This window comes from Parafrankia colletiae (genome assembly GCF_001854655.1).
GTDB lineage: Bacteria > Actinomycetota > Actinomycetes > Frankiales > Frankiaceae > Parafrankia > Parafrankia colletiae.
The window spans coordinates 179,026-193,554 of sequence record NZ_MBLM01000025.1 but is presented as its reverse complement, the minus strand read 5'-3'; the positions used below and the strand labels follow the sequence as shown (position 1 = coordinate 193,554).

Here is a 14,529-nt window from a genome sequence, read left to right as displayed (position 1 = left end):
CCACCAGACGACCTCGTCCCAGACGACCGATCCTCAGTCGAGGAACTCGCGCAGCCTGCCGGCGACGGCGGGCTTGCGCAGCTCCCTCAGCGTGTCGCGCTCGATCTGACGGATACGCTCACGGGTCAGGCCGAGTCGGTTACCCACCTCGGCAAGCGTGTGCTGCTTGCCGTCGGCGAGCCCGAAGCGCAGCCGCATCACCTCGCGCTCACGCGGGTTCAGCGCGCCGAGGACGTTGTCGATCTCATCCTGCATCGCGCCGTAGGAGGCGGCGTCGGCCGGGGAGGTCGCGTCGGAGTCCTCGATGAAGTCGCCGAGCACGGAGTCGCCGTCGTCGCCGACGGACGTCTCCAGGCTCACCGTGTCCTGCGCGTAACGGCGCAGCTCGACGACCTGCTCGATCGGCATGTCCAGCTCGAACGCGAGCTCCTCGTCCGTCGGCTCACGGCCGAGGGTCGAGACGAGCTGGCGCTGCAGCCGGGTGATCTTGTTGATCTGCTCGACCACGTGCACCGGGATGCGGATCGTCCGGGCCTGGTCGGCCAGCGCGCGGCCGATGGCCTGGCGGATCCACCAGGTGGCGTAGGTCGAGAACTTGTAGCCCTTCGCGTAGTCGAACTTCTCGACCGCGCGGATGAGGCCCAGGTTCCCCTCCTGGACGAGGTCCAGCAGGGTCATGCCGCGGCCGCTGTACTTCTTCGCCACCGACACCACGAGGCGCAGGTTGGCGGAGACCAGCTGCTGCTTGGCAGCCTGGCCGTCGGCGACGAGCCGACCCAGGTCGCGGCGGAGCTCCTCGGGCAGGTTCTGGTCCGTGTCGAGCTTGTGCTCGGCGAACAGACCAGCCTCGACCCGCTTGGAGAGCTCGACCTCCTGGGCGGCGTTGAGCAGCGGCACCTTGCCGATCTCGCGCAGGTACATGCGGACGAGGTCCGCCGTACCGGCGTGGTCGGCGACGGTGCGGGTCGGTGCGGCACCGGCCCCGGGGCGCTCGACGTCCTCTTCCTCGACGAGGTCGATGCCGGCGGCGCTGAGCCGACTGATCAGCGCGGGCAGCAGCTCCACGCCGATGTCCGCGGCCTCAAGGGCCTCACGGAGCTCGGCGCGGCTGAGCTCACCGGTCTCGCGACCGCGGGCGATGAGCTCCGCGACCGCGGAGACGTCGAGCTCGTCAAGCTCGTCGGGAACCGCAGCCAGCGTGCGGCTCGGAGTGTTACGGGCAGGAGAAGCGGAGCGACGGGTACGCCGCGGACGCGGGCGTGACTCGTCGGTGCGCTCGGCTAGTTCAAGGGCAGGCAGCGTCATCAGTGGCAGATCCGATGGTCGGTGCGGGTGGGTCGTCTACTTCCTTGCACGTGGAGGTAACGACCGAAGAGGCGCAACCATTCCCGTGCAGGCACAGCCGGACGTCAGCGATCGCCGGGCCTACTGAGAAGTGTAGACCCCTGCCTTCGGGACGCTGAACCCGCTGTCGCGAAGACTACCTGGCAGATCGCGTGCTGTGGCGGGAACGAGCAACTATCTCGGTGGCTCCCACGGTGGCCCCTCGACTATCAGTGACATTTCACAGCGGAGAGTCGCCACCATGACACTTTAGGGAGTTCGATCCAGAGATCGGCGTCACCTTCCCGGCTCTTCGGCGAGGGTGCGCAACCGAAGGCCGTCGCACGCCCGCCTCGATTCGGATGCGCCCCGAGCAGGCAGGGAAGGCCGCAACGGCGTTCCCACCGTGCTGGTACCCGCCGTGCGGGCCCGCATGCCCGCGCGAAACGGGTTCAGCGCTGTGACACGCACCACGAAGAGCTCACGTGGAGACCACTGTGGGCCCAGCAAGGACTCCGGATGCGTGAGCGGGCCCACAGCCAGCCGCCTCGACACCACTGCGTGACTCCGGAAAGCGGCACCGGCGCGACGCGCACCAGCCGGGCCGCCCCTCACACTCCCGCACCACGAGGCCACGTCGGGCCCACGGAAAGGCGGTCGCGGCATCGAGCCCGGGGCGTCCCGTCGGGATCCTGCCGGGCAGCCGACTCCGGCCGCACACCGGACGCCGCCCAGGGGCCGACTCCGGAGGAGACCTCCACGCCAACCGCCCAATCGTCACTCTAGGTAGTTGATCTGCCGGGTTGCGGCGCCCTGGCCCCACCTGCCGCCCCCGCCCCCGGCGGGCTCCGCGGGCCGCGCCGCGACATCACGCCTGACCATCGAACCGGACTTTTCCCTGCGTGGCAGGGGGACGACGAACGTGTCGCAACGCACCCGTAGCTCGGGCGCAATCATCTTCCGTTAGGCGGACCACACCGGCGGCCCCCGCCAGGCGAGCACGGCGTGTAACCGCTACTCTCTCACGATGTCGGTTTCCCCGATGCCCGCACCGTCCTCGTCCAGCCCGATCATGCCGCCCGTCGCGCGTGATGCCACCCCTGCCGCGGCGCCGCCGGGGACGCCGACCGGCTCGACCGCCGGTCCCCCTCCGGTGCCGGCGACGGGCACCAACCGGTCACGCGGGGCCGCCGCCGGCATCGGCACCGCCGTGCCCGCCGACATCCCGGCCCCCGCCGACCCGCCTGATGTGACACCCGCCACGCCGGGTGCGACCGGGGCCGGTGCTGGCACCACGGTGGCGCCGCCCGCCGGGGAGGTCGCGCTGCCCGCCGACCTGGCCGCGCTGCGCGAGACGGCCATCGGGGTCCTGCGTGCGAACGACCTCGGGGACATCACTCGTCCGTCGCCCACGCTCTACCCGCACCAGTGGCTGTGGGACAGCTGCTTCATCGCGATCGGACTGCGACACCTCGACCCGGCACGGGCCGCGGCCGAACTGCTCTCCCTGCTTCGGGGGCAGTGGCCCGGTGGCATGATCCCGCACGTCATCTTCGCGGAGACGTCCGACTACTACCACGCGGGCCCGCAGCGCTGGCGGTGCGACCGGGTGTGCACCACCGCCGGCGGAGTCCAGTCGACCGGCGTCACCCAGCCGCCGATGATCGCGGAGGCGGCGGTCCGGGTCGGCGAGGCCATGAGCCGCGACGAGCGGGTCACCTTCTACCGGCGGCTCGTGCCGGGGCTGATGCGGTTCCACGAGTGGCTCTACCGCGAGCGCGACCCGGACGACACCGGGCTGGTCACGCTGGTGCACTCGTGGGAGTCCGGGATGGACAACACACCCACCTGGATGGAGATGACCAAGCCGGTGGCGCCCCGCACGGTGCGGGCGCTGCGCCGGATCAACGGCGACGACGCGCTCGATGCGCTGCGCCGTGACTCCAAGGAGGTTCCGCCGGACGAGCGGCTGACCTCCGCGGACCTGTTCACCCTCTATCGGATCGTCCGCGAGCTGCGGCGCAGCCGGTACGAGTTCCGGACCATTCGGAACACCTTCGTCCCCCTGGTGCAGGACGTCGCCTTCAACGCGATCCTCGTCCGCGCGAACGAGCACCTCGTGACGATCGCCGAGGAGGCCGGTTTCCCGGTCCCGCGCTGGCTGGCCCGGTCGATGCGGCGGACCCGGGCCGCGATGAACGATCTGTGGTCGGACGGTCTCTACCTCAGCCGCGACTTCCGCACCGGCGGCCTGCTGCCTCACCCCACGATCGCCAGTTTCCTTCCGCTGTACGCCGGCGTCGTGCCGGACAGCGAGGTCGACGGCATGGTCGAGCAGCTGATGTCGCCGCGGTACTGGGCGAAGTACGGCATTGCCAGCGTGCCGACCGACGATCCCGCCTTCCTGCCCCGCTGCTACTGGCAGGGTCCGGTCTGGGTCAACATGAACTGGCTGCTCGCCGACGGGCTGGACCGCTACGGCCGCCGCGAGGCCGCCGACGCCATCCGCCGGAACACCGTCGATGTGATCCGCTCGTCCGGCTCGATGTTCGAGTACTACTCCCCTCTGGACGGCTCCGGCGCCGGCAGCAACCGCTTCTCCTGGACGGCGGCCCTGCTCGTCGACATCCTCGCCACCCACCCGCCACGCTGACCCGACCGACCCGCACAGCCGCCACTGACGTCGATATGGAGCTGGCGGCGACCGTCACGCCCCCCGGCAACGGCCATGGCTGACCTGGTCGTGGAGCTGTACGGGACCCAGGTTCGGCTGGGTGCGATCTCCCGGGCAGGCGCGGGAACGCGCCCACCCGGGAAGGTCACCTGTGCCGCGACGTGCGGTGTCAGCTGCAGCCGCTGGTCGAACCGCACTGCTCGCAGACGTAGCAGCTCCCCGCCGGCCGCATGTTCACGCCGCAGGTGAAGCACAGCGGCGCGTCGACCACCGTCTGCGCGGTGAGCGAGCCGCCCGGCATGGTGGCTCGCAGCTCGCGCACCACCAGTTCCGGCCCACCACCGGCAGCCGGCCCGGCAAGGCCGTTCACCCCGGCTGACGGTGCCGGGTCGGCCGGCACCGCGCCGTCACCGACGGCGGCGGCGCCCGGTGCGCCCGCGCCCGCTGGAGCACCCTCCACCGGCGCGGACGTCCGCAGCGCGTCGATGTCGATCTCCGGCTCGACCGGTGCGGCGGGCTGGTCCGACAGCCGCCTCGTGCGCTCGGAGGCCGACAGGATGCCCAGCTCCGCGCGCTGCTCCTCGCTGAGGTAGTCCAACGCCAGCCGGCGGAACAGGTAATCCATGATCGACTGGGCGATCCGAACGTCCGGATCGTCGGTCATGCCCGCGGGGTCGAACCGCATGTTGATGAACTTGCTGACGTAGGCCTCCAGCGGGACTCCGTACTGCAGCGCGATGGAGATCGCGATGGAGAAGGCGTCCATCACCCCGGCGAGCGTCGATCCCTGCTTCGACATCTTGATGAAGACCTCGCCGAGGCCGTCATCCGGGTAGGAGCCCGCGGTCATGTAGCCCTCGGCGCCGCCGACGCTGAACGAGACGGTCTGCGACGGGCGCTTCTTGGGCAGCCGGCGCCGCACCGGACGGTGCTCACCCGGCCCGGCCGGCCAGTGCGGAACCCCGGGTGCCAGGCCAGGAGCGGCACCGGGGCCGGCGGCGATGCCGAGTGCGGTGCCGAGTGCGCTGCCGGCGGTGGCCGCCGCCGCGGTGCTGGCCGCGGCGAGGGCCTCGGCCGCGTCGGCGTCCCGCTTCGCGCCCCTGACGTCGGTCAGCGGCTGGCCGACCTTGCAGTTGTCCCGGTAGATCGCCAGCGCCTTCAGGCCAAGGCGCCAGCCCTCCAGGTAGATCTCCTCGACATCGGCGATCGTGRCGGTGGCCGGCATGTTCACCGTCTTCGAGATCGCGCCCGAGAGGAACGGCTGGACCGCCGCCATCATCCGGACGTGCCCCATCGGGCTGATCGCACGGTCACCGATCGCGCAGTCGAAGACCTCGTAGTGCTCCGGGCGCAGGCCGGGCGCGTCGATGACGTGCCCGTGCTCGGCGATGTACTCGACGATCGCCTCGATCGTCTCCTCCGGGTAGCCCAGCGCCCGCAGCGCCGCCGGGACGGTCTGGTTCACGATCTTCATGCTGGCGCCGCCGACCAGCTTCTTCATCTTGACCAGGGCGAGGTCCGGCTCGATGCCGGTGGTGTCGCAGTCCATCGCCAGCCCGATCGTCCCGGTCGGGGCCAGCAGGCTGACCTGGGCGTTGCGCCAGCCGTTCTTCTCCCCCACCGCCAGCGCCCGCTCCCACTCCCGCGAGGCGGCGGCGATCAGCCGGGCGTCCTCGGAGTGAACGGCCCGCACGGAGTCGTTCGCCGCGCTGTGCTTGCGCACGACGCGGCGGTGCGCATCGGCGTTGCGGGCGAAGCCCTCGTAGGCGCCGACGGTGCCGGCGAGCTCGGCCGAGCGGCGGTAGGCGGTCGCCGTCATCAACGAGGTGATCGCCGCGGCGAGGGCGCGCCCGCCCTCGGAGTCGTAGGCCCGGGCGCTCGCCATGAGCAGCGCACCCAGGTTGGCGTAGCCGATGCCGAGCTGGCGGTAGGCCCGGGTCACCGCGGTGATCTCGGGTGTCGGGAAGTCCGCGAAGCAGATGGAGATGTCCATCGCGGTGATGATCAGCTCGACCGCGGAGACGAACGCCTCCGCGTCGAAGGTGCGGTCCGGCCGCAGGAACTTCATCAGGTTCAGCGAGGCCAGGTTGCAGCTGGAGTTGTCGAGGTGGACGTACTCCGAGCACGGGTTCGACGCCGAGATCCGGCCGGATTCCGGGCAGGTGTGCCAGTCGTTGATCGTGCCGTCGTACTGGATACCCGGGTCGGCGCACTCCCAGGCCGCCTTGGCGATCGTGGTGAACAGCCCACGGGCGTCCACCGACTCGATCACCCGGTTGTCGAGGCGGGCCCGCAGGTCGAAGGACGTCCCGTCGACGACGGCGCGCATGAACTCGTCGTTGACCCGCACCGAGTTGTTGGCGTTCTGGTACTGCACCGAGACGATGTCACGCCCGCCGAGGTCCATGTCGAAACCGGCGTCGCGCAGCGCGCGGATCTTGTCCTCCTCCCGCGCCTTCGTCTCGACGAACTCGACGACGTCGGGGTGGTCGACGTCGAGGACGACCATCTTCGCGGCCCGGCGGGTCGCGCCGCCGGACTTGATCGTCCCTGCCGAGGCGTCGGCGCCGCGCATGAAGCTGACCGGGCCGGACGCCGTCCCGCCGGAGGAGAGCAGCTCCTTCGACGAGCGGATGCGGGACAGGTTGAGGCCCGCGCCGGACCCACCCTTGAAGATCAGCCCCTCTTCGCGGTACCAGTTGAGAATCGACTCCATCGTGTCGTCGACCGCCAGGATGAAACAGGCCGAGACCTGCTGCGGCGCCGGGGTCCCCACGTTGAACCAGACCGGGGAGTTGAAGCTGAAGACCTGGTGCAGCAGCATCCAGGTCAGCTCGTGCTCGAAGATCTCCGCGTCGTTCTCCGACACGAAGTACCCGTGCTCGCGGCCCGCCGTGCCGTAGCGGTGCACGACCCGGTCGATGAGCTGGCGCAGCGACGACTCCCGCTCGGGCGTGCCGACCGCCCCGCGGAAGTACTTGCTGGCCACGATGTTGGACGCGTTGACCGACCAGGCGACCGGGAACTCGACCCCGCGCTGCTCGAAGTTGACCGACCCGTCCCGCCAGTTCGTCATGACGACGTCCCGGRACTCCCACTCGACCTCGTCGTAGGGGTGGACGCCCGGCGTGGTGCGAACCCGCCGGATCTTCAGCCCGGCCACCTTGGCGGCCGGCCTGCTCCCCTTGCCGCGGGTCTCGGTCATGGCACTCCTCGTCTTCGCTCTCGAACAGGTTCAACAGTGGCCGCTGTGCCTACCTGCCCCGTCCGGGCGCGGTCGGATCCGCTCCGAACGGGCAGAAAGGCACAGCGGAACAGCCGGATCAGCCTGGTCGCCGATCGGCTGGATGCACTCGTGGGATCTGTGGCAGTGACTGGCGGACGTGGTCGTGGTGACGCGGGGACACGGCGGGGCGGGATGACGTCAGTGATACGCCCGCCGTGGGTTGCTCCCTGGCCGGTGGAGCGTCGCGGGTCCACCTCGCTGCCGGAGGGGCACAGGAGACCCCGACCACCTGGCAGAAGCGCGTCGACGGGCTGCTTACGCGTTGTTCATGGCAACCAGCCCGCGCAGGCCCAGGTCAGTCATCGGCTCGGGTTCGCGGAACCGATGCTCGCGGCGGGCCGCCCTCGCCTGCGAGCCACCGCGCGCCGCTACCGGGCCCAGGTCTGGGCCCCCGGCAGCCGGGTTCTCACCGCCAGCCGTCGCTGGCACCGGCGCTGGGTCGGTGCCAGCGACGGCTGGCGGTGACGGTTCAGGGGCCGGAGGCCGCCTGGAGGGCGGACACCGTCGGCAGGCGCGGCCGGCCGGCGGGCACCGCGGTGTTCTGGTCGGCCGCCGCGGCGGTGCTCAGGGCCGCCGTCGCAGGGCGCCCTCCGCGGGAGCCTGGTGCCTGGCTCGCATCGGCGCGCAGCGCCGCGATGGCATCCTCGAAGTCGCCAAGCGACTCGAAGGCCAGGTAGACGGAGGCGAACCGCAGGTAGGCGACCTCGTCGAGCTCCCGGAGCGGGCCCAGGATCGCCCGACCGACATCCTCCGCGGCCACCTCGGCGGAGCCGGAGGCACGCACTGTCTCCTCGACCCGTTCGGCGAGCAGAGCGAGGTCGTCCGACCGGACGGGTCGCCCCTGGCAGGCCTTACGCACGCCGACGATCACCTTCGCCCGGCTGAACGGCTCGGTGGCGCCGCTACGCTTGCGCACCCGCAATGAGGCCTCCTCCATCGTGGTGAACCGGCGGCCACACGCCGAACATGATCTCCGCCGCCGGATGGCGGCGCCCTCCTCGGCCTCCCTGCTGTCCACGACACGGCTGTCGGAATGCCTGCAGAAGGGACACCGCACAGCTCGTTCCTCTCCTACTCCGGCGGGCCTGCACGGCCGCGCGCGGAGCACCTCCGGCTGGTCGCCGGCCGCCCTCGGCGAGCCTCCCGACAACGGGGGCCCGCCCGGGACCTGTGGATACCGGTGCACAACCTGTGGATGACTTACCGCTTTGTAACTACAAGATGTTGTGTTCAACCGTAGCGCACACCCCCGGCAGTCCCGACACCGCCCCCATCGGCGTGTCCGAAACCCACGGGCCAGGACACAGCCAGCAGCGAGGCGCGCTCAGGGCAGCCGAAGTTGCTGGCCCGGCAGAAGCGCCGCGGTCGGAAGGCCGTTCAGCGCCATGAGCTGACCCACGACCTCGCGGGTGTCGGCATCGGGGTCGATCCCGCGCGCGATCTCCCAGAGCGTCTCCCCGGGCAGGACCCGGTGGGTCTGATAGGTCACCGGCGTGCCGGTGAACGCCTGCGACGAGGTGACCAGCACCGCGGAGAAGACCACGCCCAGGACCATGCTCGCCAGGAGCCCGAGGACAACCCGCCCCCGCATGGTCAGCCGCAGGGGTGGCTGCGACCGGCGCCTCGCCCGCGGACGGGGCCGGGGCCGTGCACGCGGGCCGGCGTGACCCGGCAGTCGCCCGCCCGGTCCAGATGCGGATCGCTGCCCGCCCCACCGTGCCGGACGCGGGGGAACGAGCAGCCCCGCGTCGTCGGCCGACGCCTGCCAGCCAGACCACTCCTCGCGTTGCCACCGGGCTGATCTGTCGAGGTACTCGCCGTAGCCCTCGACCTCCTGACGGCTCGCGTACTCCCAGCCCGCCGGTGGGCCGGACTGTTCCGGGAGCACCGGGAGGCGCTCCCTCGCGCCCGGCGCAGGACGACCACCAGCCCCTCGCACCGGATGCCCGACGGCCAGGGCCCGCCAGGCCAGCCCGGGCATCTCGATGACCCGCGCCCCCGCGGCCTCCCGCTGCCCGGGCAGCGCCAGCGGCTCCCGGGCAGCGTCGGCAGCGCCGCCCGCCAACCTGCCGCCGGTCACTGCTGCTGCACCGGAAGGACCACGACCGGGACACCGCAGGCGACGCGCACCGCTGGCGCGCCGCCGGTCGGCGCCACGCGCCGCCATCCCCCGCACCGCACGGCCCCGGACGGCGACACCGCCGACCGCAGCGCCCCGACACCCGCGCACTCCCCGCCCCGTCGCGACGGCGCCGCCCGTACCTGCGGTCTGACGTGCCATGCGATCACGGGACTCCCGAAACCCCGACCCGACCGGCACCCTGCCACTGGTCACACGCTTGCCGTCGGCCACGCCAACCTCCCAGGCTCGAACATCCGTTCGATCGAACGCCTGAGCGATTCTTACACGGCCGCCACGCACACTTCCCCCGACACGCTCGAACAGACGTTTGAGATTCGGCGACCGTCCGACTACCGTCAAGGACGATCAGTTGTGGACGATCGTGCGAGAAGAACCGAGCACGAAAGAACCACGCCGAACCGGTCAGAAGTTACTAATAGGACAAAACAAGAGATCGACCGGGTGGCTCACAACGAGCCGGGGGCACCGACCGCCCGGTCAGGGAGAAACCGCCGTCGGGGTGGCCCGCGGCGGGGAAGCATCGACAGGGAGAGCGGTAGGCGATGACCAGCCAGGGACGGGGTACCCGCCGAGGCGAAGCCCGCGGCAACGTCCGGGATCTTCCCGACGGCCCCGCGGACGCCTCGGGCCTCACACAGCGACAGAAGAAGGTTCTCGAGGTCATCCGCACCGCGGTGGAGCGGCGCGGATACCCCCCGAGCGTCCGGGAGATCGGTGAGGCTGTCGGTCTGACCAGCACCAGCAGCGTCGCGCACCAGCTCAAGGTGCTCCAGGAGAAGGGCTATCTGCGGCGCGACCCGAACCGCCCGCGGGCTATGGAGGTGCTGCCGATCGGCGGGCAGAAGACAGGCGCCCGAGCCCGCGCCGCCATCGCCGGCCGGCCCGTCGAGGAGGCCGTGGCGGTGGAAGGGGGCACGCCGACCTACGTCCCCCTGGTGGGGCGGATCGCCGCCGGCGGGCCCATCCTTGCCGAGCAGGCCATCGAGGACGTCTTCCCGCTCCCGAAGGAGATCGTCGGGGAGGGCACGCTGTTCCTGCTCAGGGTGGTGGGCCAGTCGATGATCAACGCCGCGATCTGCGACGGCGACTACGTCGTCGTGCGGCAGCAGCCGGTGGCGGACAACGGCGAGATCGTCGCCGCGATGATCGACGGCGAGGCGACCGTCAAGCGCTTCCGGCAGCGCGACGGCCGCGTGTGGCTGGCACCGGAGAACCCGGCCTTCTCGGACATCCCGGCCGAGGATGCGACGATTCTCGGCCGGATCGTCGCCGTGATGCGCCGGGTCTGAACCGCCCGGGGGCGGGGGGCCGAGCCGGGGTGCCCGACGGTGGTCCCTGAATGGCCTCCCGGGCCCGGCTACGCCCGGTCCGGCACGGCTCCCCGGGCCGCAGCCCGGGCACCTTCGCGAGAGCAAGGATGCCCGGGGCGGCGCAGGGTCCGCGGCTGAGGCCACTCTGCCACCGGACTACCGGGGTCGGTCAGCCGGCCACGGCATGCACCTCGGCGCGGAAAGGCTCCAGCTCGGCAGCCAGGTCCACCGGCACTCGCGCGGCCACCGCCGTGCCCGTGCCGGTGTGCTCGATGCTCAGCACCTCGCCGTCCCGGTGGATGCGGGAGACGAGGTCGCCGCGGGTGTAGGGCACCAGCAACGACATCTCGACCTCCGGGTGCGGGATCCGCGCCGAGAGCGCCTCGACCAGCTCCGCCAGGCCCGCCCCGGAGCGCGCCGACACGAAGACGGCGTCCGGCACCGCCTGGCGCAGCACCGCGAGCGTGGTCGGATCGACCGCGTCGACCTTGTTGACCACGATGAGCTCCGGCACCCCAGCCGCATCGATCTCGGCGAGGACCTCGCGGACCGCGTTGATCTGGCCCATCGGGTCCGGTGCCGCGCCGTCCACCACGTGCAGGACGAGCTCGGCGTCCACGACCTCCTCCAGCGTCGAGCGGAAGGCCTCGACGATCTGGTGCGGCAGGTGCCGGACGAAGCCGACCGTGTCGGCCAGGGTGAACACCCGGCCGTCGGGCAGGGTCGCCCGCCGCACGGTCGGGTCAAGGGTCGCGAAAAGGGCGTCCTCGACCAGCACGCCGGCTCCGGTCAGCCGGTTGAGCAGCGAGGACTTCCCCGCGTTGGTGTATCCGGCGATCGCGACCGACGGGATCGCGCCGCGCCGGCGGGCCGACCGCTTCGTCGCCCGCACGGTGGCCATGCCGACCAGCTCGCGGCGCAGCTTCGCGATGCGCGCGCGCAGCCGCCGACGGTCGGTCTCGATCTTCGTCTCACCGGGCCCGCGGGTTCCGATCGGTGCGCGGCCACCGCTGCTGGCGGCGGCCCGGGACATCGACTCACCCCAGCCACGCAGCCGCGGAAGCATGTACTGGAGCTGCGCGAGCTCGACCTGGGCCTTGCCCTCGCGGGAGGTCGCGTGCTGGGCGAAGATGTCCAGGATGAGCGCCGTCCGGTCGATCACTTTGACCTTGACGACCTCTTCGAGCTGGCGGAGCTGACCCGGGGTCAGCTCACCGTCGCAGATCACCGTGTCCGCGCCGGTCGCCTGGACGATCTCCGCCAGCTCACGGGCCTTGCCGGAGCCGACGAACGTCGCCGCGTCGGGCCGGTCGCGGCGCTGGACCAGCGCGTCGAGCACCACCGAGCCAGCGGTGGTGGCCAGCGCGGCCAGCTCGGTCATCGACGCCTCGGCCTCGGTGGGCGAACCGGAGGTCCACACGCCGATCAGCACGACCTGCTCCAGGCGGAGCTGGCGGTACTCGACCTCGGAGACGTCCTCGAGCTCGGTGGTGAGGCCCGGGACCCGGCGAAGCGCCCCGCGCTCCTCCAGGTCGAAGCCGTCGCCCTGCTCGTCGAAGAACGAGAAGCCATCGGTGTCGTCGAGCACCACCACACCGTCGCCGGCGTGGTCGGAGCTCTGGTGCAGGTACCGGGTGGACGCCCTCACGGCGTCAGCGGGAAGACTCATACCATCCGTTCTCAACACGGTCCGGTGACCGTGTCATTCCAGCCCGTCCCGGACGGGACGGGACGGCCGGTTCCGCCGCGGCCCGTCGGACCGCCAGCGGAACATCCACAGGCCCAGAGTGACACGATGCGCCCGCGACCGCGAACCGTTTGCCGGACGGGTCCCGGGACGGGCTACACCCCCGCCGCTGCCCGCCCGGCGGCCGATGGGGCCGCCTCCGTGCCGGCGGCCTCCCGGCCAGCAGCGTCGGTGCCGGCGGGATCAGTGGCGGCGGCATCGGCGCCCGGTGGCCCGGCCACCAGCCGCAGCCATTCGGGGCGCAGGACACCATCGGACACCAGCACGGCCGGGCCGCGCAGGACCACCGTCCGCTCGTCCCAGCCGACGGTCAGCCGTCCGCCGGGCAGGTCGACCTGGACCTCGGCCGGCGGCCCGCCGCCCTCACGGGCGGCCCAGGCGACCGCGACCGCGCACGCGCCGGTGCCGCACGAGGCCGTCTCGCCGACGCCCCGCTCGAACACCCGCATCGCGACCCCGCCCGGCGTCGGCACGACGACCTCGACGTTCACACCGTCGGCGAAGATCTCGGCGGGGTAGACGGGCGCCCGCAGGTCCAGGCCGGCCAGCTGGGCGGGCCCGAGGTCGTCGGCGAAGCAGACTGCGTGCGGGTTGCCCATCGAGACCGGCACAGCGGCGAACTCCCGGCCCACGACGGTGACCGGCACCGGGCCGGGGGCGAACTCGGGCGGCCCCATGTCGACGCTGACGTCCCCGGCCGGCGGCACCTCCACGGTGCGCAGACCCGCCCGGGTGGCGATGAGCAGGGTGCCGGCGGCCTCGTAGCCGGCGTCCACGAGATAGCGGGCGAAGACCCGGATCCCGTTGCCACACATCTCGGCGACGGAGCCGTCGGCGTTGCGGTAGTCCATGAACCAGCGGGCCTCGCCCCGGAACTGCTCCGCTGCGGGCTCGGCCGCGGAGAGGACCACACGCAGCACACCGTCCGCGCCGATTCCGGTGCCCCGGTGGCACAGTGCCCGCACCAGCGCGGCGGGCAGCTCGAGGTCACCGTCGGCGTCCGGCAGGATGACGAAGTCGTTACCCGTTCCGTGTCCCTTGACGTACCGCACGCGGCGATCGTACGGCGTCAGACCCCCGCACCGGCAGCCGCTGCCCGCGGGCGGTCGCCCTGCCCGTAACCGGCCGGACGTCCGCTCAGCGGGTCGTGCGGCGATCCGCCCGGCCCGTCGGCCGGGCGCGGGCTGCCGTGCTCCCAGGACTCGGCGGACGGCTTGTACCAGCGGTCCGGCCGCCCTCTGCCGAGTGCGATCAGCCGAGCTTCCTCAACCGGCACCGGCGGGCAGAACAGCGGCCCGGAGACCCGGTCGCAGTCCATCCGGCCGACGGCAGCCGCCAGCCCCGCCGTGTCCACGCCCTCGGCCACCACGACCATGCGCCGCCGGTGCGCGATCCCCACCATGGCCGCGAAGGCGGACTGGCCCTCCAGGTCGCGGATCGTCGCCCGCAGGAACCGCCCGTCGATCCGGACCAGGTCCAGCGGGAGCTGGTCGAGGGTCGACAGCGACCCGTACCAGGTACCGAAGGAGTCGACGCCCACCGCGACTCCCATCGCCCGCAGCTGGCCGAGCAGCCGGGGCAGGCCGGGTGGAGCGAAGGCCAGGGTGTCCTCGGTGAACTGCAGGCCGACCGCACCGGGTGGAAGCGAACGCCCGATCACCAGCCGCTCGATCTCGCTGACGAAGTCGGGCCGCTCCAGCTGGCCGCTCTCGACCCGCACCCACAGCCTCGGCGGCCGCACCGCGGTGCCCGCGGCCATCCGGTGCCAGGTACGCGCCTCGATCACCGCCATCCGCAGCACCCACTGGTGCACCTGGCCGACGAGCCCCGCGGCGCTGGCGACGGACATGAAGTCCGCGGGGCCCAGCAGGCCGAGATCGGGATGCGCCCAGCGGGGATGCGCCCGCATACCGGGAACCGAGCCGTTGCGCAGGTCCACGTCGGGCTGGTAGTGCAGCCGCAGCGTGCCGTCGTCGAACGAGGCGTACAGCGCGGGAACCATCGCAAGGTCGAGCGCGGTCACAGCGGACTCCCCAGACGCCGGGA

At 71.9% G+C, this 14,529-nt stretch carries 9 protein-coding genes; 2 read left to right on the top strand and 7 right to left on the bottom strand.

Going from position 1 to position 14,529, the window contains the following annotated elements; all coding sequences use genetic code 11:
• Window positions 1-33: 33 nt before the first annotated feature.
• Entirely contained in the window at window positions 34-1,305 is a 1,272-nt protein-coding gene (locus tag CC117_RS05100; RefSeq protein WP_018636861.1) for an RNA polymerase sigma factor, read from the bottom strand.
• 1,060 nt (window positions 1,306-2,365) lie between these two features.
• Between CC117_RS05100 and CC117_RS05095 the strand changes: the two genes are divergently transcribed.
• Complete coding sequence (locus CC117_RS05095) at window positions 2,366-3,976, top strand: amylo-alpha-1,6-glucosidase (RefSeq protein WP_241829848.1); 1,611 nt, start codon at window positions 2,366-2,368, stop codon at window positions 3,974-3,976.
• 190 nt (window positions 3,977-4,166) lie between these two features.
• Here CC117_RS05095 and CC117_RS05090 read toward each other — a convergent pair whose 3' ends face one another.
• From CC117_RS05090 to CC117_RS38690, 3 genes are all read right to left on the bottom strand, one after another.
• Window positions 4,167-7,202, bottom strand: a complete 3,036-nt coding sequence (locus CC117_RS05090; protein ID WP_071082580.1) for a vitamin B12-dependent ribonucleotide reductase — start codon at window positions 7,200-7,202, stop codon at window positions 4,167-4,169.
• A 550-nt stretch (window positions 7,203-7,752) separates the two neighbouring features.
• A complete protein-coding gene (gene nrdR / locus CC117_RS05085; protein ID WP_071082579.1) occupies window positions 7,753-8,340 on the bottom strand; it encodes a transcriptional regulator NrdR in 588 nt (195 codons plus the stop codon).
• A 267-nt stretch (window positions 8,341-8,607) separates the two neighbouring features.
• Window positions 8,608-9,363, bottom strand: a complete 756-nt coding sequence (locus CC117_RS38690; RefSeq protein ID WP_241829847.1) for a LysM peptidoglycan-binding domain-containing protein — start codon at window positions 9,361-9,363, stop codon at window positions 8,608-8,610.
• A gap of 605 nt (window positions 9,364-9,968) precedes the next feature.
• On the opposite strand from CC117_RS38690, the gene lexA reads away from it, so the two are divergent.
• Window positions 9,969-10,715: a transcriptional repressor LexA gene (gene lexA, locus CC117_RS05075; RefSeq protein ID WP_071082578.1), complete on the top strand. Its 747-nt coding sequence runs from the start codon at window positions 9,969-9,971 to the stop codon at window positions 10,713-10,715.
• A 190-nt stretch (window positions 10,716-10,905) separates the two neighbouring features.
• Here the strand turns inward: lexA and hflX are convergent, their stop codons facing one another.
• From hflX to CC117_RS05060, 3 genes are all read right to left on the bottom strand, one after another.
• Window positions 10,906-12,405, bottom strand: a complete 1,500-nt coding sequence (gene hflX / locus CC117_RS05070) for a GTPase HflX (RefSeq protein ID WP_071082577.1) — start codon at window positions 12,403-12,405, stop codon at window positions 10,906-10,908.
• A gap of 173 nt (window positions 12,406-12,578) precedes the next feature.
• Entirely contained in the window at window positions 12,579-13,535 is a 957-nt protein-coding gene (gene dapF, locus CC117_RS05065; protein WP_071082576.1) for a diaminopimelate epimerase, read from the bottom strand.
• A gap of 17 nt (window positions 13,536-13,552) precedes the next feature.
• Window positions 13,553-14,506, bottom strand: a complete 954-nt coding sequence (locus tag CC117_RS05060) for an EAL domain-containing protein (protein WP_071082575.1) — start codon at window positions 14,504-14,506, stop codon at window positions 13,553-13,555.
• Window positions 14,507-14,529: the final 23 nt, after the last annotated feature.

What these genes read in the sequence shown, in the direction of transcription:
- lexA (WP_071082578.1), top strand. Translation starts at nt 9,969, where the DNA reads ATGACCAGCCAGGGACGGGGTACCCGCCGAGGCGAAGCCCGCGGCAAC.
- CC117_RS05095 (WP_241829848.1), top strand. Translation starts at nt 2,366, where the DNA reads ATGCCCGCACCGTCCTCGTCCAGCCCGATCATGCCGCCCGTCGCGCGT.
- hflX (WP_071082577.1), bottom strand. Translation starts at nt 12,405, where the DNA reads ATGAGTCTTCCCGCTGACGCCGTGAGGGCGTCCACCCGGTACCTGCAC.
- CC117_RS05100 (WP_018636861.1), bottom strand. Translation starts at nt 1,305, where the DNA reads ATGACGCTGCCTGCCCTTGAACTAGCCGAGCGCACCGACGAGTCACGC.